Here is a 20,106-nt window from a genome sequence, read left to right on the forward strand (position 1 = left end):
TCGTTCCCACGCTCCGCGTGGGAATGCCGCCATGGACGCTCCGCGTCCGCCTTCGGCTGTGACGCAGAGCGTCACGGGATGCGTTACCACGCAGAGCGTGGGAACGATCATCCGTGCTCAACGGAAATCCCGGCTACGCACGCTGATCCCCGTCAGCAGCGAGCTCAAATCGCTCAACCGCCCGGCAATCAGATGCCGCACTTCACCCTCGGTCTCCAGCGTGCCGTCAACCTTCAGCAATTGCGAACCCACCAATACCTGCCGCTGACGTTCAGCCAGGTCGCGCCAGACCACCACGTTGACGTTGCCGAACTCGTCTTCCAGGGTGACGAACGTCACGCCGCTGGCGGTCCCGGGTCTTTGCCGGCCGGTGACCAGCCCGGCGACGCTGACATTACGCCCATGCTCGACCTCGAGTAATTCCCGCGAGCTGCGGCAGCGCCGGGCTTTGAGTTCGTCACGTAGCAAGGCCAGCGGATGCGGGCCCAGGGTCGTGCCGACGCTGGCGTAGTCGGCTTGCAGGTCCTCACCCACCGTCGGTTTGGGTAAGGACACCCCGGGTTCCTCCTGACTCGGCAAACCGGCGAACAATCCAAGCTGTTTCTGCACGCCGGCAACGATCCAGCGCGCCCGATGCCGATCCCCGGCCAGCCCGCGCAAGGCACCCGCGTCGGCCAGTTGCTCCCGGGCCCGGGAGTCGAGCTGCGCCCGTTCACCCAGATCGGCGATATCGACAAATTCTCCGGCCAAGCGTGCCGCTTCAATGCGCCGGGCATCGTCCTCGCGAAAACCACGGATCATCCGCAACCCCATGCGAATCGCCGGCTGCTCACCGTGGACAGGTTCCAGACTGCAGTCCCAATCGCTGGCGCGCACGTCCACCGCACGGATCTGCAAATGATGCCTGCGAGCGTCCTGAAGAATCTGGTCCGGGCTGTAGAAACCCATCGGCCAGCTGTTGATCAGCGCACAGGCAAAGGCCGCCGGTTCGTGGCATTTCAACCAGCAACTGGCATAGGTCAGCAAGGCAAAACTGGCGGCATGAGACTCGGGAAAACCATAACTGCCGAAGCCCTTGATCTGCTCGAAAATCTGCGAGGCGAACTCGGCGGTGTAGCCATTTTTCAGCATGCCTTCCTTGAGCCGTACCTGATGCGGTTCCAGACCGCCGTGACGTTTCCAGGCAGCCATGGAGCGGCGTAGCTGGTCGGCTTCACCCGGGCTGTAATCGGCGGCAACAATCGCGATCTGCATGACCTGTTCTTGAAACAGCGGCACCCCCAGAGTGCGCTCCAGGACTGTCTTCAATTTTTCGGACGGATAGGTTGCAGGCTCCTCTTTGTTACGCCGCCGCAAGTACGGATGCACCATCCCGCCCTGAATCGGGCCGGGCCGCACGATAGCCACCTCGATCACCAGGTCGTAAAACTCCTTCGGCTTGAGCCTTGGCAGCATTGACATCTGCGCCCGGGACTCGATCTGGAATACCCCGATGGTGTCGGCACGACCGATCATTTCGTAGGTTTTCGGGTCCTCTTTCGGCACCTGCGCCAGACTCAAATCCAGACCGCGATGACGGCGCAGCAGGTCGAAACAGCGGCGGATGGCACTGAGCATGCCGAGGGCGAGAATATCGACCTTGAGCAGGCCGACCATGTCCAGATCATCCTTGTCCCACTGGATGATCGTACGCTCGGCCATGGCCGCGTTTTCTACCGGCACCAGAGTGTCCAGCGGTTGCTCGGAAATCACGAAACCACCCGGATGCTGGGACAGATGCCGGGGAAATCCGATCAGTTGCCCTGTCAGGCTCAGCACCCGGCGCAGCACCGGGCTGTCCGGGTCGAAACCGCCTTCACGCAGGCGCTCCACGGAAGGCGGTTCATCACTCCAATGGCCGCAGCAATCGGCCAGCGCATTGACCTGATCCGGTGGCAAACCGAGGGCCTTGGCCACATCCCGCACCGCGCCGGCACCATGGTAGGTGCTGACCACGGCCGTGAGCGCCGCGCGGGTCCGGCCATAGCGCTGAAACACATACTGCAAAACCTCTTCACGCCGTTCATGCTCGAAATCCACATCGATGTCCGGCGGCTCGTTGCGCTCTTTGGAGAGGAAACGCTCGAACAGCATGTTCATCAGGCTGGGATTGATTTCAGTGATGCCCAAGGCATAACACACCGCCGAGTTGGCCGCCGAACCGCGTCCCTGGCAGAGAATGTTGCGATCACGAGCAAAGCGAACGATGTCGTGGACGGTGAGGAAGTAACTCTCGTAACCCATCTCGCTGATCAGCTTCAGTTCTTTTTCGATCAGCGCCAGCACCTTGTCTTCCACACCTTCAGGCCAGCGCCAGCGCATACCCCGTTCGGTCAGTTCGCGCAGCCAGGATTTCGACGTCTTCCCTTCAGGCACCAGTTCACGCGGGTACTGATAGCGCAATTGGCCGAGCTCGAAGGTACAGCGTCGGGCAATGCGCGTTGACTCTTCAAGCAGTTGCGGCGGATAGAGTGCCTGCAATGCATCAAGGCTGCGCAAGTGCCGTTCGCCGTTGGGGTGCAAGCGTTGCCCGGCCTCGGCGACGCGCACGTGATGACGGATCGCGGTCATGGTGTCCTGCAAGGCGCGGCGCCCGCGCGCGTGCATATGCACATCGCCGCTGGCCACCGCCGGAATTTCCAGGGCAGCGGCCAGATCCAGCAAACCCGCAAGCCGTCGGGCATCGTTCTGACCGCAGTGCAACTCGACGGCCAGCCACAATCGATCGCCGAAGAGCTTGCGCAGCCAGCGCCCTTCCCCGCCAACCTCGAGGGTATCGGGCATCCACAACGCCAGCAGTCCCGGCAACGGTTCGTTGAAGTCCTCGCGCAGCACTTGGTACTGCCCCTTTGCCACACGACGCCGGGCTCGGGTGATGAGTCGGCAAAGCGTTTGGTAGCCCTCCAGGTTCTCCACCAGGAGCACCAGTTTCGGGCCATTTTCGATGCGCATTTCGCTGCCGATGATCAGCGGCAACTCCACCTCTTTAGCGGCTTGCCAGGCGCGGACGATGCCGGCCAGGGTGCACTCGTCGGTGATCGCCAAAGCCTGATAACCCTGACGCCTGGCCCGTTCGAACAGCTCGCGGGCACTGGAGGCTCCGCGCTGGAAACTGAAGTTCGACAGGCAGTGCAGTTCGGCATACTCGACACTCATGCAAACCAGCCTTGCAGCCACAAAGGCCCGCTCTCACCCACCGTGCGCCAGGCCCAGGCCTGCTGGCCGGAGCGGGTTTCGATCAGGTAGTAGTCGCGACGCACATCGCCGCCATCCCACCAGCCGGACTCGATACGCTCCGGCCCCATGAGAATCCGCGCCGCGCCTTCGTGCACCTGCAGCGGTTCTGTGAGCAGCCAGCCCGGACGTTGCACGCCAAGGCTCGGCGGGCACGTCTGGCTATCGGCATTCGGCTGCCAACTGTGCTCCGGCCGGTGATCGGCCTGCCAGCGCAGACCCTGCACCGCGTCATCGCCCAGCCGCGCACGCAGGCGTTCGCGCAATTGCTCCCAGGGCAAGGATTGCTGCGGGCGCTCCTCGAACAGTTCCCGATGTTGCGGGACGAACCTGGGCAAGTCATGGGCCACCAGGCGAAAGCCCCGAACCGCAGACTCCACTTGCACCTGTTCCAGTCGACCGCGAGCCAGTTCGAAGAGCATCGCCGGGTCGCGCTCGGCGCTGAGCAAGCCGACCTTGACCTGCGTGTCCGGCAACCCGGCATGTTCCAGATGCAGATCAAAACGCTGCACGCCGCTGTCCCGCCCACAGAGAAAAGCCGACAGATCGCCGGTGAGCCGACGCAACGGGAACAGCAGCGCCTGATGGGACAGGACATCGAAATTCAGCTCGATGCGCACGTCAAAGCGGTCCGGCGGCTGGTAAAACGCCAGGACCAGCGGCCGATCTCCCATTAACGTGTCGAGGTGCTTGAGCACCTGGGCTTCAAAGCGTCGCGCCAGGGTATGGCGTGGCAGCGCCTGAACCTGACTCAAGGTCCGCAAGCCCATGCGCGACAAGGCAGTGGCGACGTCCTGCTCCAGCCCGACGCGATCAATGGGCATCTGCCCCAGGATCCGGCGCAAGGTTTCATTGTCCGGCACTGCCAGGCCGTCGTAAGCGTTAGCCAACACCCGCGCGGCCGCCGGATTGGGGGCTGCGACGATGCGATGGCGAAAGCCCAGTTCCGTGAGTTCCGCCCGCAGCCGCGCCTCGAACTGTGGCCAGGGTCCGAACAGGCCCAGACTCGATTCGATTTCAAACAACAAGGACCGGGGATAAAACACGCTGACCTGGGAGCTGAAGCGGTAGGCCCAGGCCGCGAGAAATTGCTGCCACTGCTCGATATCAGCAACGTCGTATTCGGCGCTGGCAAAGGCTTTGGTCAAGGCATGAGCGGCGGTCAGCGATTGCCCGGGTCGCAGGCCGAGCGCCCGAGCGGAGGCGTTCACCGCTTGCACCACCCGGCGTTGCGCAGTGCCCGTCAGCAGCGCCAGCGGTTCATCGGGATCGGGCCGCTGACGCAGCACAGCATCCAGAGCAAGCTGCGGGAAAAGAATACAGACCCAGCGCATACCAACCTCAATGCCCTGTCGCAAAGGAGATCGGCGCCGAGCGGGCCAGACCACCACGGCACTTGAGTACCCGCAGTTGCGCGGGCCGGGTATCGATGGCGATACGCAAGGCGGCTGGTGAAGGATTGATGGCTTCATTGATCGAGCGATAGGCGAACGCCAGGGTCTGACCGGTTTCGGCCGCCACCTGCAAGCGGCGCAAGGCACGGTCATCAGCCTTCTGCGGCCAACACAGGACCGCGCCGCAACTGCCCGAGCGCAGGCATTGTTCCGCCGCCCACAGGGCATCGCGCTCACTGGCCTGAATCACCGACAGCTGACGCAGGTCCACGCCAGCGTTCTGCCAGGCCTGCGGATATGGCACATGGGGCGGCGCCACGAGGACAATTCGTTCGCCCACGGCGGATAACCGCGCCAGGGTCGGCCACACCAGTTGCAACTCACCGACACCCTGCCCGGCAATCAGGATTTCCGTCAGGGCCGCTTCTGGCCAGCCACCCGTGGGCAACGCCGCATCCAGCGCCCAATGGCCTGTCGGTTGAGGGCTGGCCGGTGGCGCGGCGGGCCGGCCTTTCCAGACCTGGCCAGCATTGAACAGAGTATCCAGAGCAATGACGGCACCCATCATCCTCGCCTCACCAACCCACAGAACACCCCTTCGATGGCCAGGTCCTGATCGGCGTGCACAACGATGGGCGCATAGGCCGGGTTGCGCGGCAGCAAACGCACGCCCCCTGCGACCCGTTCAAAGCGTTTGATCGTGACTTCACCATCGAGCCGCGCCACCACGATCTGACCGTTTTCAGCCTCGGCACTGCGCCGTACGCCCACCAGATCGCCGTCGAGAATGCCGTCTTCGATCATCGAATCACCCTGCACCCGCAGCAGGTAATCCGGAATCCGCGAAAACATCGCCGGGTCCAGCATCAGCCGACTGTGCACCTGGGCATCGACACCGATCGGTGCACCGGCGGCCACCCGCCCCAGCACCGGAATATCCAGCAGTTCGGGCCTGGGTGGCTGATTCAACAAACGAATACCTCGCGCCTGATTGGCGTTGACCTCAATGAAACCGGCTTCGGTGAGGGCCACCACATGCTTGCGCGCCACACTGCGCGAGGCAAAACCAAAAGCCTCGGCGATCTCGGCGAGGCTCGGTGGCTGACCTTGTTGCGCGATGCGGTCGCGGATAAAGGTCAGGATGGCAGTACGGCGGGGAGTTAAAGTCGTCATGGAGTACATTTGTACTCCTGTCGGATTTCTCTGACAAGAGCCGACAGTCGTCAACAACGTCGGCGCAAGTGAGATCGCAGCCTATCAGCAGCTCCAGGAACGCGTACCCCCACACAAACAGGCCGGCCGGCAGGCCGCCTCGCTTTGGCTTTTGATCTTGATCTTGATCTACCCGCCCCTTCGGTAGGCCGAGTGGAGGTGTTCATCAGGGGGTAGGCGCGCAGCGCCGTTCGACGAAGTCGAACACATCGAGAGGAGGTCGAAGCGAAGCCGACCGGAGGCGATGCCCCCTGATGAATGCCGGAGCGAAGGAACACCGAGCCTAAGCGAGGTGCCGGACGCTTGGGGCGAAGCCTTTTGCTTACTTTTCGGCGTCTGGAAAAGTGAGGCGCCGTAAGGGCGAAACCCTAAGTGGCCGTTACCGCAGGAATGGATATGTACACCTGCGAGAGCCAGGCCGGCTGTCAGGCCGCCATCGCGAGCAATCGAGCGTCGACCGGCTGCTCCCACAATGGATTGGTGTACATCTGTGAGAGCCAGGCCGGCTGTCAGGCCGCCATATCGCGGGCAAGCCATGCTCCCACAGTTTTGATTCGCATACGTCTGCGAGAGATAGGTCGACTGTCAGGTCGCCATCGCGAGCAAGCTCGGCTCCTACAAAAACGGCAGAAAGGTAGAGCGGCATACACCGCCCCACCACTCAACAGGCCGAGCGTTAGCTCGCCTGCCGCTTTTGATCTTGATCCACCCGCCCCTTCGGGAGGCTGAGTGGAGGTGTTCATCAGGGGGTTGGCGCGCAGCGCCGTTCGACGCAGTCGAACACATCGAGAGGAGGTCGAAGCGAAGCCGACCGGAGGCGATGCCCCCTGATGAATGCCGGAGCGAAGGAACACCGAGCCTAGGCGAGGTGCCGTACGCTCGGGGCAAGCCCTTTTGGGTCCTTTTGGGGCGTTTGCCAAAAGGGCCTCGCCGTAAGGGCGAAACCCTAAGCGGCCGTTACCGCAGGAATGGATATGTACACCTGCGAGAGCCAGGCCGGCTGTCAGGCCGCCTTCGCGAGCAAGCTCGGCTCCTACCTCCTACCTCCTACCTCCTACATGCCCGCCAAATACGCCCACTGCGTCACTCAGCCGATCCGCAGCGCCCGCAAATCGAGCCGGCCATCCTTGAGCGGCGGGCACCAGTAATAGCCACCGGTAATCGGCCGACTCATCCGATAGAGGCCATCGACGATGCCGTCTTCCAGACCGCTCATGCGCCGCAGTTGTACTTCGAAGGCGTCAAGGGAATACCCGAATGCCAGGAACATCAAGCCGGCTCGATCGCCTTCCACCCAAGGCATGGAGCGGCGCACGACAAAGGCTTCAGGGGCGAAGCTTTCCTGAGCAGTACGTTTGACGTGGGCGGATTCTGGCGCGTCCTCGAGCTCTTCGTTGTCACTCTTGCGCCGACCAATGATGTGATCCTGCTCCCGGGCAGGCAGCGCGGCGAAGCCCTCCAGATCGTGTTGCCACTGCTGAATCGCAGCGAAACTGCCGCCGTGCAGGCCATCTGTGCCCTCGCCCACCAGCGCTGCCGCCACGGCCGCTTCGTCGTGGGGGTTTTCGGTGCCGTCTTCATAACCGGTCAAATCGTGCCCGGTCTTGTAGCGGAAGGCTTCAGTCATCTGTACCAAACGCAACGCCGGAGCCAACGCGGCTTCAACGGCGCGGCTGCGATGCAGCAACTCGCCGCGGTCCTCGCCGTGCAGCCAGCACCAGAGTGCGTGCTGGGTCGAAGGGTTATCAACGCCAACGCCCGCCAACGCAGGGAACGCCCGCAAGCCATCGATCCGACCGCCCAGCGCCAGTACCAGCGATTCACCGAAACCGACCACCGCCGTTTTACCATCCACCAGCTGCCTCAACTGCTCGATCGCAGTCGGCAATGCATCGACGGATTCGAGAGCGAAAAACATATGGCGTGCCTGAGACGGTACTGGGGTGGCAAGGATGCCCGGCTGGTAGTAACTCATGAGAACTCCTTTAGAAAGCACAAAGTTTAACCGCCGCGCAGCGGCATATGCTTGCGGTTTCAATGAGAAACAATTGAGCAAGTCGAACAAATCTGCACGGATAGGGCATGACAACCCTTGTCACGATCAGGTAAAACGATTCAGCTATGCTGATCCTGGCGCGCGGCCTGAAGAACTTGACCCTTTGGCCGCGCTCCGTGATAACACACCTTATCTGCATCACCCAATCCATACGGGGTAGCGCCATGACCACAGATAACATTCTCGACAACCTGTTCCCCAGCGCCGCGGACATCCCGGAAAAGTACCGCATCAACGGCCAGATCGAACAACGCGAATACCTCGTCGATGGCGTATTAAAGATTTGGTCCGGCCCACTCGCGCTGGTGCGCAGTCCGGTCTATCTGGCCAGTGAAAACGCGGATGAACAAGTCATCCTCGGCAGCACGCCTCTGCTGGATGCCGACACCGCATTGACTGCGCTGGATGCCGCCGTCCGCGCCTACGACAGAGGTCAGGGCAACTGGCCGACGATGCGCGTCGCCGAACGTATTCAGCATGTCGAAGCCTTTCTCGGCCGCATGCGCGAACAGCGTGAAGCAGTGGTCAAGCTGCTGATGTGGGAGATCGGCAAAAACCTCAAGGACTCGGAGAAAGAGTTCGATCGCACCTGCGACTACATCGTCGACACCATCAATGCCCTCAAGGAACTGGACCGCCGCTCAAGCCGTTTCGAGCTCGAACAGGACACCCTCGGCCAGATCCGCCGCGTACCGATGGGCGTGGCGTTATGCATGGGCCCCTATAACTACCCGCTGAACGAGACCTTCACCACGCTGATTCCTGCCTTGATCATGGGCAACACCGTCGTGTTCAAGCCGGCCAAGCTGGGTGTGCTGTTGATTCGTCCATTGCTGGAGGCCTTTCGCGACAGCTTCCCGGCCGGTGTGATCAATGTGATCTACGGCAGCGGCCGGGAAACCGTCAGCGCTCTGATGGCCAGCGGCAAGGTCGATATCTTTGCTTTCATCGGCACCAACAAAGCCGCCAGTGACCTGAAAAAGCTGCATCCAAAACCACACCGCTTGCGCGCGGCGCTGGGGCTTGATGCCAAGAACCCCGGCATCGTGTTGCCCGAGGTCGACCTGGACAACGCCGTCAACGAAGCCGTTACCGGCTCACTGTCGTTCAACGGCCAACGTTGCACCGCACTGAAAATCCTCTTCGTCCACGAACAGGTGGTCGACAGCTTCATCGAGAAATTCAACCGCAAACTGCAGTCCCTCAAACCGGGCATGCCCTGGGAAAGCGGCGTAGCACTGACCCCACTTCCGGAGTCGGGCAAGGTCGACTACCTGCACTCGTTGGTGGAGGATGCCGTCAACAAGGGCGCGAAGGTGGTGAATGCCCACGGCGGTGAATCGCGCGGGTCATTCTTCTATCCCGCAGTGCTCTACCCGGTCACCGCCCAGATGCGTGTGTATCAGGAGGAGCAATTCGGCCCGGTGGTGCCCATCGTTCCCTACCGTGATCTGGAAACCGTGATCGATTACGTGCTGGAATCAGACTTCGGCCAACAGCTGAGTATTTTCGGTAAAAACTCCACCGAAGTCGGACGCCTGGTCGATACCTTCGCCAATCAGGTCGGACGGATCAACATCAACGCCCAGTGCCAACGCGGCCCGGACACCTATCCGTTCAATGGCCGGAAAAACTCGGCCGAAGGCACCCTGTCGGTTCACGACGCGCTCAGGGTGTTTTCGATCCGCACCCTGGTCGCGAGCAAATTCCAGGAGAGCAACAAAGAGCTCATCAGCGACATTATCCGTAATCGTGAGTCGAGCTTTCTGACCACCGATTACATATTCTGATGACAGAGCCCAGGAACTGACACTCGAGGAAAACAGCCAGGCCCGATGAATGACTTGCGATCGTCTCGACTGCCACCGTTGCTGCGCCGTTTCTTGCGTCCGCTGCTGGACCCCTATCGGCGCTATCGGCATGCCAAACTGATCCACGCCGTGCGGGTGTCACTGGGGCTGCTGGCCACCATCCTGCTCACCACCGGGATCAAGCTGCCCCATGGCGAATGGGCCTCGGTGACCATGTTGGTGGTCATCGGCGGGCTGCAACATCACGGTAATATCGGCAAGAAAGCCGCCGAACGGGCTATCGGCACCTTGATCGGCGCCGGCGTTGGCTTGTTGCTGGTGGCTCAGCAGGCCTGGCTGGGGATGCCATGGCTGACCTACCTGGGCATGTCGGTGGTTTGCGGATTCTTTTCGTACCATGCGATCGGCAAGGGTGGGTATACGGCGTTGTTGTCGGCGATCACCGTGTTCATCGTCGCCGGTCATGGCGACAACCCGGTGACCGACGGTCTCTGGCGGGCGGTCGACATCCTCATCGGTATCGCCCTGGCTCTCGCCTTTTCCTTCGCACTGCCGCTGTACGCGGTCTATTCCTGGCGCTACAACCTGGCGAGCGCGCTGCGCGATTGTGCGACGATCTACGGCCGCATCGTCAGTGGCCAATCGGTCACCGACGACGAACATCTCAAACTGATGAACCGCCTGAACGGCGCGATGGTGCAACTGCGTTCGTTGATGCCGTCGGTGTCCAAGGAAGTGCGGATCTCCATGACCGAACTGGACGCTCTTCAGCGCAACCTGCGGATGTGTGTCAGCACCCTCGAAATCCTCGCCAACACACGACCGGCCCCCAGCGACGAACAGGCCATGGCCTTGATGCAATCAGCCCTGAAAACCGAGCACCGACAGATCCGCGTGCAATTGATCGGCATGGCCCGCGCCCTCAAGTCCGGTGCCTCGCAGCGGCTAGACCGTTCTATTGCGGGTTCGCCGGACAACTCCACATTCAGCGTTCCGGTCTACACGGCGCTGGACGGCTATCGCCTATTGACCCGGCAATTGGCCGCCAATCTCGACAATATGCGTCAACGCCTGGCGAAGACCGCCGTGCATTGGAAAATCTGAAAACCAGTCACTGCACCGCCGCCCGCCGAAAGCCAAGGCTCCAGCCCTGCTGCATGCCTGCCGCAGCGAGCAGAATCGCGATCACGCCCAGCCATTGCATCAGCTCAAGGCGATGACCGAAGGCGAACCAATCGACGAAAATCGCCGCAATCGGGTAGATAAACGACAGCGCACCGGTCAATGCTGTCGGCAGCTTTTGAATCGCGCCGTACAGCAATACATACATCACGCCGGTGTGCACCACACCCAATGTCAGCAGACTGGCCCAGGCGCCAGACTCCTGCGGCAACGCGGCGATATTCGCCCACGGCGCCAACAACAGAACACCGGTGCAGACCTGAATCAGGGCGATCAAATGCGGTGGAGTACCGGTCAGACGCTTGATAATCAGTGCAGCGAAGGCATAGAGCAGCGCGGCGCCCAGTGCCAGTCCGATTCCGAGCAGGTAGTCGCCACCTGCTGAGCCCTGCTCACCATGAGCGCTGACGATCGCCAACATCCCGAGAAACGACACACCAAGCCAGAACAATTTCTGTGCGGTGATCTTTTCTCCGAGAAACAACGCCGCCAGCCCCACCAACATAAAGGGTTGAACGTTGTAGACCGCGGTACCGATGGCAATCGATGCCCGGGAATAAGAGGCAAACAACAACACCCAGTTACCGACAATCGCCACACCGCTGAGCACCGCCAGGATGAATGTGGTGCGAGTCAAAATACCGGGACGCAGAAAGCCCAGCACCGCGCAGATCACCAGCAAGGTCGCAGCGCCAAACACACAGCGCCAGAACACCACATCCAGCACCGGCTGCCCGGAAACCAGCACGAACCATCCAATGGTTCCCGAAATCAGCATGGCAGCGGTCATTTCAAACGACCCACGACGTATCGACTTGTCCATCATCAGCCTCCTCGGTAAGAGCCTGAATTATGACAATCCACAGTGAGGCAGCTCCAGAGCCAATAGCAGGCTAAAATCCATTTCTACCTTTCTTATCAAGGCAGATTGAACCCTTTGCCTAACGAGGTTTGTATGACTGATGACATTGACCAGGTGTTGATCGCCGCGCTGATGGCTGACTCGCGACGTTCACTTAAAGCATTGGCGCAAATCAGCGGCCTGTCGTCACCGAGCGTCGCCGAACGGCTGCGGCGTCTTGAAGAGCGCGGCGTACTCAAGGGCTACACAGTCGAAATAGACCCGAAATGTTTCGGCTACCAGCTCCAGGCCATCGTCCGCATCCGCCCGCTTCCGGGCCAGCTGCAGGAAGTCGAACGGCAGATCCTGGCCATCCCCGAATTCACCGAGTGCGACAAGGTCACTGGCGATGACTGCTTCATCGCTCGTCTGCATGTGCGCTCGATGGAGCAACTGGACACCCTGCTCGACCGGCTCAACACCCACGCCGAAACCAACACCGCGATCGTCAAGAAAACTCCGGTCAAGCGCCGCTTGCCACCGATGGCCTGAGTGCGGTTTTGCTCCGAACAACGTAGATTGCTCATTTTTCCGGCGAAGGATTGGCGGCATGAAAACTCAGGCAGTGTTATTGGCGGCGCTAATGCTCGCCGGGTGCGGCACCATCAACACGGTTGTGCGCCCTGATGAGGTGGCTGCGCAGAATCTCAAGCAGCAGAAGAGTTACTGCGGCGCGATCCCGCGAATCTACAGCGGAGTCACCTATGATTTCTGCTCACTGCATGCGCCGCTGGGTGAGGGAATCGATGAGCAGCAATACGATAACGCCACGCCCATTGTGCTGATCGACCTGGTCATATCCGGAGCGCTCGATACCTTGCTGTTGCCTTACACCATCTACCGTCAGCAGGCCGACGGCAGCATTGTCATTTCCAAATAGGGTCAACCCTATCCGCACCCAACAAAAAGCCCGCCGAAGCGGGCTTTTTGCTCAAGGCTTGCGATCAATCATCGCGGCTCATGATGCCGAACAGCTGCAACAAGCTGATGAACAGGTTGTAGATCGATACATACAGGCTGATCGTCGCCATGATGTAGTTACGCTCGCCGCCATGGATGATGGCGCTGGTCTGGAACAGGATGCAGACCGAGGAGAACAACACGAAGCCCGCGCTGATCGCCAGTTGCAGACCGCTGATCTTGAAGAACATACCCGCCAGCGTCGCACCCAGCAGGACAAAGAAACCGGCAGTGATGAAGCCGCCGAGAAAGCTCATGTCCTTGCGGGTGATCAGTACGTAGGCGGAGAGACCACCAAACACCAATGCCGTCATCGCAAAGGCCGAGCTGACCACTTCAGCGCCGCCTTGCATGCCCAGGTAGCGATTGAGGATCGGGCCCAGCAGGAAACCCATGAAACCGGTCAGGGCGAAAGCCGAAACCAGTCCCCAGGCCGAGTCACGGAGTTTGTTGGTGAGAAAGAAAAGGCCGTAGAAGCCGATCAGCACGACAAAGACGTTCGGGTAGCCGACGCGCATCTGCTGCGCCACGAACGCCATCACGCCGCTAAACGCGAGGGTGAGTGCGAGTAAGCCGTAAGTGTTGCGCAGGACGCGGCTAACCTCTAGCTGCTCAGCCTGCACGCTGTTATTAACTGCGTATTCCTGTTCGCGCATGGCGACACTCCTGTAGGTTTGAAACGTTCAGTCGCAAAGATCATAACAGACGCTCTGTAACAAGCTACGCAGAGAGTTTGACAGTGTGTTTCATTCAGGTATTATGGCGCCCGCAACGCAATACGGAGGTGTGGCCGAGTGGTTTAAGGCAACGGTCTTGAAAACCGTCGACTGTAACAGGTCCATGAGTTCGAATCCCATCGCCTCCGCCATATTTGTACGACAAAGCCCTGATTATTCAGGGCTTTGTCGTTTCTGGGGTTTGAGATTTCTGCGTCGACCTTTCCGGATCGTTTCCGCATCTTTTTGGTCATTTCCGCAACCCTCTCATTTCGCAACACAACCCATCCCGCTCGAAACAAACGAGTCAAAAAGTTTGTAGCGTGTTTTTATTGCACAGATAGCCAGCTCGCGCTTTGCATTAATCTCCGCTCAACATAGGTTCAACTTAATCGACCGGCAACGAAGCCAACATTTCCGCGCGGCACACCTCAAGAATTTCGTCCGCCAGGGCGGAATCATCCGGGCAGGCACGCGACAGGATAATCGCGCCGACGGCCCGCGACAGCAGGTCGATCATCTTCTTTCGCCCCTCACCCGCCTCGGCATCAGGCCCTGTAGGGTATTTCTCGCCCAGAGTTTGCAGGGTGTGTTCAATGCCCTCGGCAAACGTTGCTTTCACCTCATCCGACTGGCGCGCCGCGTCGCCGCCCAACGCGGCCATGGTGCAACCGTCGCCACGCCCGTCGCGATGCTCTCTGTTCACATAGACGTTGATGAAGCCCGCAACATCCAGCGCTTGGGCGCCTGTCAGCGATTTGGCCAGACTGCACGCCGAAGCTTCGGCCATCAGATCGGCCTTAGACCCGAAGTGCTTGTAGAAGCCGCCATGGGTGAAACCGGCAGCCGCCATGAGGTCCGCCACACCGACGCCGTCAAAACCGCGCTCACGGAACAGCTCTGAGGCTGTTTCAACAATGTGCTCTCGATTGGCCTGCGCCTGGGCCTTGGTCACTCTCACGTGCAATACCTCGTGTTCAGCGGGAAATCCTGCGTCCAATGATACATAGATGTTACCCATAATCAAAACCGTTGACAGTTTAGATTTCGATCATCATCCTAATTGCAGGCACCACCGATCACCATCAACGGGCACGGAAGATTCATCAGATGACCAAGCAGACTCTGTTCACCCCTTACATGCTAGGCAGCCTCACGCTGTCGAACCGCGTCGTTCTCGCGCCGCTGACACGCAACCGCGCCGGCCAAGGTTTCGTCCCCAGCGAATTGGCGGCGACCTACTACAGCCAACGCGCCAGCGCCGGTCTGCTGATCAGCGAAGCCACGCAGATTTCCCGACAGGGCCAGGGTTATCAGAACACTCCCGGGATCTATACCCAGGCGCAGATCGACGGCTGGCGTGCAGTCACCGATGCTGTGCATGCCAAGGGCGGAAAAATCTTCCTGCAACTGTGGCATGTCGGCCGCGTCTCCCACGTTGATCTGCAAGAAAACGGCGCAGCACCGGTGGCACCTTCCGCACTGCGCGCCGCCACCAAAGTGTTCGTCAACAACCGCTTTGAAGACGTCTCCGAGCCGCGGGCACTGGACATCAGCGAACTGCCGGGGATCGTTGCCGACTTCCGCCAGGCGGCGGCTAACGCTATCGCCGCCGGGTTCGATGGCGTCGAAATTCACGGTGCCAACGGCTATTTGCTCGATCAATTCCTCAAGGACAACGCCAATCTGCGCACCGATGTTTACGGCGGATCGATTGAAAATCGTGCACGTCTGTTGCTCGAAGTGACGGCAGCGGTGATAGATGAAATCGGTGCGGACCGCACCGGCGTGCGTCTGTCGCCGGTGTCACCAGCCAATGGCGTATCCAGCAGCGATCCGCAGGCGCAATTCGACTACGTCGCCGAGCAACTCGACGCCCTCGGCGTGGTTTATCTGCATGTCGTCGAAGGCGCGACCGGTGGCCCGCGTGACGTGGCGCCCTTCGATTTCGCTGCCCTGCGCCAGCGCTTCAAAAACACCTACATCGCCAATAACGGCTATGACCTGGACCTGGCGACTTCGAAGCTCGCTGAAGACCAGGCCGACTTGATCGCCTTCGGTCGCCCGTTCATTGGCAACCCGGATCTGGTGGAACGCCTGAAACGTGGCGCGCCGTTGTCCGCGTTCAATCCCGCCACCCTCTATGGCGGCGGTGCGGCAGGCTACATCGACTACCCGACACTGGCTGAATCGAGCGTCAGCGCAAGCTGAGCGCGTTCTGTTTCTCACATTCTGAAAGAGAGATAACCCATGAGCACTCGCCCTACTGTTCTGATCACTGGCGCCTCCACCGGCATTGGCGCGGTCTACGCCGAGCGCTTCGCGCAACGCGGTCACGATCTGGTCCTGGTCGCCCGCGATCAGGCGCGCCTCGACGCACTGGCTGTGCGCTTGCGCAACGAACACGACGTCGCCGTCGATGTGATCCCGGCGGACCTGACCCAACCCGGCGATTTAACCACCGTTGAAAACCGCCTGCGCGACGACGCCCGCATCGGCATCCTCGTCAATAACGCCGGCGCCGCGTTGTCCGGCAACTTCGTCGATCAAAGTACCGACAATGTGGCGCAACTGGTCGCCCTCAACACCACCGCGCTGGTGCGCCTCGCCAGCGCCATCGCTCCACGCCTGGCCAAGGCCGGCAACGGTGCGATTATCAACATCGGTTCGGTGGTGGGCCTGGCGCCGGAGTTCGGCATGACGGTCTACGGTGCGACCAAGGCCTTTGTCCTGTTCCTGTCCCAGGGCCTGAGCCTGGAACTGTCGCCTCAGGGCGTCTACGTGCAAGCGGTGCTGCCCGCCGCCACCCGCACGGAAATCTGGGATCGCTCCGGCGTCGACATCAACACCTTGAGCGAAATCATGGAGGTAGGCGATCTGGTGGATGCCGCCCTCGTCGGTTTCGATCGTCGTGAACCGGTGACCATCCCGCCGTTGCACGAGGCGCAGCGCTGGCATGACCTGCAGGGCGCACGTCAGGGCCTGCTGGGGCAAATCCGTCAGTCTGCGGTTGCCCAGCGCTACCAGACCCCACAGTGATCTTTAGGTAGCGAGCACTCGCGGCAGATTCGATGCAGGCCCAAGTCACTGCATCGAATCCGACCCGCTGTCCGGAGCAGCAATGAATTCAATTCAGACAAATCCCCTTTCCGCTTCGCCAACTTTGTTCATCAATGCGGCGAACCAGTCGATCACGGTCAACGGCACTCCCTTCGCCTATCGCGACATCGGCCCGCGCGTCGGCGTGCCCCTCGTACTGTTCAACCACTGGGGCGCGGTGTTGGACAACTTTGACCCAGCGATCATCGATGGTCTGGCGCAAACCCGTCGCGTCATTACCACCGACTATCGCGGCATCGGCGGCTCGGGTGGAACCGCGCCACTGACCGTCGGCGAGATGGCTGACGACGCCATCCAGCTGATCCAGGCGCTGGGGCTGGAAACCGTTGATGTGCTGGGTTTCTCCCTCGGCGGCTTCGTCGCTCAGGACCTCGCCCTGAAGGCGCCTGATCGGGTGCGGCGGCTGATTCTGACCGGCACCGGACCGGCCGGTGGCGAGGGTATCGACAAGGTCGGCGCAGTGTCGTGGCCATTGATCCTCAAAGGTTTGCTGACCCTGCGCGATCCCAAGTTCTACCTGTTCTTCACCTCGACAGCCAATGGCCGTCGATCCGCCTCGCAGTATTTGCAGCGCCTGCGAGCACGCAAACACAATCGCGATAAGGGCCCGACGCCCCGCGCTTTCCTGCGGCAGTTGAAAGCCATCACCGCGTGGGGCCAACAGGCGCTGCAAGACCTCGAACGATTGCGCATGCCGACGCTGATCGTCAACGGCGACACCGACATCATGGTGCCCAGCGTCAACTCGCTTGAGCTGGCCAAGCGAATCCCCAGCGCAGAACTGGTGATGTATGAGGATGCCGGTCACGGCGGCATTTTCCAGCACCACGCTGATTTTGTGGCCAAAGCTCAGGCGTTCCTCGATGCCTGACCACGCGCCGACTACCCTCCTGATAACCGACAAGAGCCGCACCCCGATGAAAGCCTTTCTGATTGACCGCTATGGCAAGCAACCCGGACGCCTCGGCGAAGTGCCCGCGCCCGCAGTGGGTGCTCACGATGTGTTGATCGAGGTCCATGCCAGCAGCGTCAACGTGCTGGACTCGAAGATCAGCAGCGGCGAATTCAAGCTGATCCTGCCCTACGCGTTTCCGCTGGTATTGGGCAATGACCTGGCGGGCGTGGTGAGAGAAGTCGGTTCGAAGGTGACACGCTTCCAACCGGGTGACGAGGTGTACGCCCGCCCGCCGGAAACGCGGATCGGCACCTTCGCTGAGTTGATCGCGGTGGACGAAAACGCGATCGCCCTGAAACCGGCCACTACCAGCATGGCGCAAGCCGCGTCCCTGCCCTTGGTAGCACTCACCGCCTGGCAGGTTCTGGTGAAAACCGCTCGTCTGCAAAAGGGCCAGAAGGTGCTGATTCACGCCGGCTCCGGTGGCGTCGGCACGGTGGCCATCCAGCTCGCCAAACACCTCGGTGCCTTTGTCGCGACCACCACCAGCACCGCAAATGTCGAATGGGTCAAGGCGCTGGGGGCTGACGTGGTCATCGACTACAAAAAGCAGTACTTCGAGAGTGTCCTGCACAGCTACGACGTGGTGTTGAATAGCCTCGGCGCCGATGTTCTGAAGAAATCACTCAAAGTGCTCAAGCCCGGTGGCCAACTGATTTCCATCTCTGGGCCACCCACCGCACAATTCGCAAAGGAGCAAGGTTTGTCCTGGCCGTTGCAGCAGGTCATGTGCCTTTTGAGCCTGGGTATTCGGCACAAGGCACGCAAGCAGGACGTCAGCTACACGTTTGTGTTCATGCGTGCCAACGGCGCGCAGTTGCAGCACATCACCGCGCTGGTCGAGGCCGGCATTATCAAACCGGTGCTTGACCGTGTCTTCACCTTTGATTCAACGGCAGAGGCACTGAAATACGTCGAACAGGGACGCGCCAAGGGCAAAGTCGTTATTTCGATCAAATGACTACGCTGCCTTTCGATGAGTCGATTGACGAGCCTGAGCAACGTTCAGCGAACACGCATTCTTCATCCGCGCTGCCCGAAGTGAATGCATCAGCGTTTCAGAAACAGGAAGCGCAGCAAACAGACGCGCTGCCTGTTACGCCACCAGTGATCCTCTGGCGTCGTTTGATGCTTGAGCAGTAGAGACTGGTTGCATAAAAGTAGCCCAAGCGTGGATAGCTTCGAATATCGCTAACGCCACTTAGTTGTTTGTGATGGGAAGGAGTGGAGTGAATGATTCTAGCCGGAAGGGGAAAGTCGGAAACTGCTGCTTTCGGCCAGAAGCGGTCGGTGATCCAAATAAATAAATCTGCCCCCGTTTTCTTAACCGCATGAGATGAGCGTTGCACCTTTGATTTAGAGATGTATCGAATCGGCGTTGGCAATAAATCAGGACACTTTTGAGAGGCAAGCCCTGCAGTCCGGTGTGACTACTTAAAGCCCCGTTGACGAGCAAGAATGGTGAGTGTGCAGCGATTTTCGCCCAAGGGGCCGCCATGCTGATGGTTCTCCGTTCGCACCCTGGCCGTGGGCTAGGAGGCTATTTAGGGCGCTCATGGAATGCAGCAAAAACATCCGCCATAAAATCCATGAAAACGATGGCTCGCTGGGGCAGCAGCCGATTCGCTAAGTATACGACTTGGATCGGGACGGGTGGCGCCACGTATTCGTTAAGCAGCAATTGAAGATTGCCACTTCTCAGCCCTTCCTCATAAAGCCATTGAGGCCCCTGCGCGATTCCCAATCCTGCATTGACGTACTCACGTATCGCCTCAGGCGAGTTGACACGCAGTCGTCCGGAGATCGGGACATCAGTATCCTTAAACCGCCAGTTGGTTCCAGTGGATAGGAGGGTATAAATGAGGCAGTCGTGTTCCTTCAGGTCATCAGGCGAAGAGGGAGAGCCACGTTTCTCTAGGTACGCACGGCTGGCAACGCACACACGCTCGAACCACGCTAGTGGCCGGGCTCGCATTGTACTGTCCTCCAGGTGCCCAATACGAATCGCGAGTTCTGCCCCCTCGTCGACTAAATTGACGTAGCGATCATTGATTTGAAGATCGAGCGACAGTTCGGGATAGCGCCCTAGAAAGCTCGCGACGTGCGGTACGATGAAGGTGTGAGCCAATGCGGTCGGGCAAGCGACGCGCAGTAACCCAGACGGCGCTACGTTCCCTCTCAGTGAGGACTCTGACTGTTCCACTGAGTCCAGAATACGCCGCGCATCTGCGTAGTACCGTTCACCCTCGGGCGTGAGCATCAGCTTTCGTGTGGATCGGTGAAGCAGCCTGGTTTGCAAATGGTCTTCAAGAGCAGCGACGTAACGACTGACGTTCGGTTGCCCTAGTCCTAGATCACGTCCCGCAGCAGAAAAACTACCTGTCTCGACAGCGCGTACAAAACAGCTCATCAGTAACAACCGGTCCATCACGCCCCTTTTCATGCAGATTTTGCATGAGATCTATTCTATTTGCCCATCTTATCAGCGCGCTGGCATGAATACATAGTTGCTCTCAGAAGGTCAGT

The 20,106-nt window shown here is 60.1% G+C and carries 17 protein-coding genes and 1 tRNA gene; 9 read left to right on the forward strand and 9 right to left on the reverse strand.

All coding sequences use genetic code 11. From position 1 onward, the window contains the following. Nucleotides 1-117 precede the first annotated feature (117 nt). The 5 genes from AC07W5_RS13620 to AC07W5_RS13640 form a co-directional block, all read right to left on the reverse strand. The gene (locus tag AC07W5_RS13620; protein WP_495023584.1) at nt 118-3,216 is read right to left on the reverse strand and encodes an error-prone DNA polymerase; all 3,099 of its coding nucleotides are present in this window, start codon (nt 3,214-3,216) and stop codon (nt 118-120) included. Continuing rightward, nucleotides 3,192-4,607, reverse strand: a complete 1,416-nt coding sequence (locus AC07W5_RS13625) for a Y-family DNA polymerase (protein ID WP_494993301.1) — start codon at nt 4,605-4,607, stop codon at nt 3,192-3,194. Before AC07W5_RS13625 ends, AC07W5_RS13620 begins: the two co-directional genes overlap by 25 nt. Before the next feature lie 7 nt (nt 4,608-4,614). Further along, entirely contained in the window at nt 4,615-5,232 is a 618-nt protein-coding gene (imuA, locus tag AC07W5_RS13630) for a translesion DNA synthesis-associated protein ImuA (RefSeq protein ID WP_495023585.1), read from the reverse strand. Next, a complete protein-coding gene (lexA, locus tag AC07W5_RS13635; protein ID WP_494993303.1) occupies nt 5,232-5,849 on the reverse strand; it encodes a transcriptional repressor LexA in 618 nt (205 codons plus the stop codon). Before lexA ends, imuA begins: the two co-directional genes overlap by 1 nt. Before the next feature lie 1,117 nt (nt 5,850-6,966). Beyond that, on the reverse strand, nt 6,967-7,854 hold the full coding sequence (locus AC07W5_RS13640) for a Dyp-type peroxidase (protein WP_495023586.1): 888 nt from the start codon (nt 7,852-7,854) through the stop codon (nt 6,967-6,969). Between the two features lie 245 nt (nt 7,855-8,099). Here AC07W5_RS13640 and AC07W5_RS13645 point away from each other — a divergent pair, with 245 nt between their 5' ends. Next, entirely contained in the window at nt 8,100-9,725 is a 1,626-nt protein-coding gene (locus tag AC07W5_RS13645) for an NADP-dependent glyceraldehyde-3-phosphate dehydrogenase (RefSeq protein WP_494993305.1), read from the forward strand. 45 nt (nt 9,726-9,770) lie between these two features. Then, nucleotides 9,771-10,850 carry an FUSC family protein gene (locus AC07W5_RS13650; RefSeq protein WP_495023587.1) on the forward strand — a complete coding sequence of 360 codons (1,080 nt, stop codon included), beginning with the start codon at nt 9,771-9,773 and terminating at the stop codon, nt 10,848-10,850. A 7-nt stretch (nt 10,851-10,857) separates the two neighbouring features. Here the strand turns inward: AC07W5_RS13650 and AC07W5_RS13655 are convergent, their stop codons facing one another. Beyond that, nucleotides 10,858-11,751, reverse strand: coding sequence for a DMT family transporter (locus tag AC07W5_RS13655; protein ID WP_494993307.1), 894 nt, complete (start codon nt 11,749-11,751; stop codon nt 10,858-10,860). A 132-nt stretch (nt 11,752-11,883) separates the two neighbouring features. On the opposite strand from AC07W5_RS13655, the gene AC07W5_RS13660 reads away from it, so the two are divergent. Both AC07W5_RS13660 and AC07W5_RS13665 read left to right on the forward strand, forming a co-directional pair. After that, on the forward strand, nt 11,884-12,321 hold the full coding sequence (locus AC07W5_RS13660; protein WP_495011482.1) for an Lrp/AsnC family transcriptional regulator: 438 nt from the start codon (nt 11,884-11,886) through the stop codon (nt 12,319-12,321). A gap of 58 nt (nt 12,322-12,379) precedes the next feature. Beyond that, the gene (locus AC07W5_RS13665; RefSeq protein ID WP_494993309.1) at nt 12,380-12,709 is read left to right on the forward strand and encodes a YceK/YidQ family lipoprotein; all 330 of its coding nucleotides are present in this window, start codon (nt 12,380-12,382) and stop codon (nt 12,707-12,709) included. A gap of 64 nt (nt 12,710-12,773) precedes the next feature. Here the strand turns inward: AC07W5_RS13665 and AC07W5_RS13670 are convergent, their stop codons facing one another. Then, nucleotides 12,774-13,445 (reverse strand): Bax inhibitor-1/YccA family protein, encoded by a 672-nt coding sequence (locus tag AC07W5_RS13670; protein ID WP_494993310.1) that lies wholly within the window; start codon nt 13,443-13,445, stop codon nt 12,774-12,776. Nucleotides 13,446-13,569: 124 nt separating this feature from the next. Between AC07W5_RS13670 and AC07W5_RS13675 the strand changes: the two genes are divergently transcribed. After that, nucleotides 13,570-13,657 (forward strand) — tRNA-Ser (locus AC07W5_RS13675). A gap of 236 nt (nt 13,658-13,893) precedes the next feature. Here the strand turns inward: AC07W5_RS13675 and AC07W5_RS13680 are convergent. Continuing rightward, on the reverse strand, nt 13,894-14,466 hold the full coding sequence (locus AC07W5_RS13680) for a TetR/AcrR family transcriptional regulator (protein WP_185015398.1): 573 nt from the start codon (nt 14,464-14,466) through the stop codon (nt 13,894-13,896). Nucleotides 14,467-14,615: 149 nt separating this feature from the next. Here AC07W5_RS13680 and AC07W5_RS13685 point away from each other — a divergent pair, with 149 nt between their 5' ends. The 4 genes from AC07W5_RS13685 (at nt 14,616) to AC07W5_RS13700 (ending at nt 18,541) form a co-directional block, all read left to right on the forward strand. Continuing rightward, nucleotides 14,616-15,716, forward strand: coding sequence for an alkene reductase (locus AC07W5_RS13685; protein ID WP_123425922.1), 1,101 nt, complete (start codon nt 14,616-14,618; stop codon nt 15,714-15,716). 39 nt (nt 15,717-15,755) lie between these two features. Then, entirely contained in the window at nt 15,756-16,544 is a 789-nt protein-coding gene (locus tag AC07W5_RS13690; RefSeq protein WP_123425921.1) for an SDR family NAD(P)-dependent oxidoreductase, read from the forward strand. 82 nt (nt 16,545-16,626) lie between these two features. After that, complete coding sequence (locus AC07W5_RS13695; protein ID WP_123425920.1) at nt 16,627-17,496, forward strand: alpha/beta fold hydrolase; 870 nt, start codon at nt 16,627-16,629, stop codon at nt 17,494-17,496. 46 nt (nt 17,497-17,542) lie between these two features. Further along, nucleotides 17,543-18,541: an NADP-dependent oxidoreductase gene (locus AC07W5_RS13700; protein ID WP_495023638.1), complete on the forward strand. Its 999-nt coding sequence runs from the start codon at nt 17,543-17,545 to the stop codon at nt 18,539-18,541. Between the two features lie 579 nt (nt 18,542-19,120). On the opposite strand, the gene AC07W5_RS13705 is transcribed toward AC07W5_RS13700, so the two are convergent. Continuing rightward, a complete protein-coding gene (locus AC07W5_RS13705) occupies nt 19,121-20,008 on the reverse strand; it encodes a LysR family transcriptional regulator (protein ID WP_495023588.1) in 888 nt (295 codons plus the stop codon). Between the last annotated feature and the right edge of the window lie 98 nt (nt 20,009-20,106).

It is taken from the genome of Pseudomonas sp. GW821-FHT01E05, assembly GCF_059422425.1.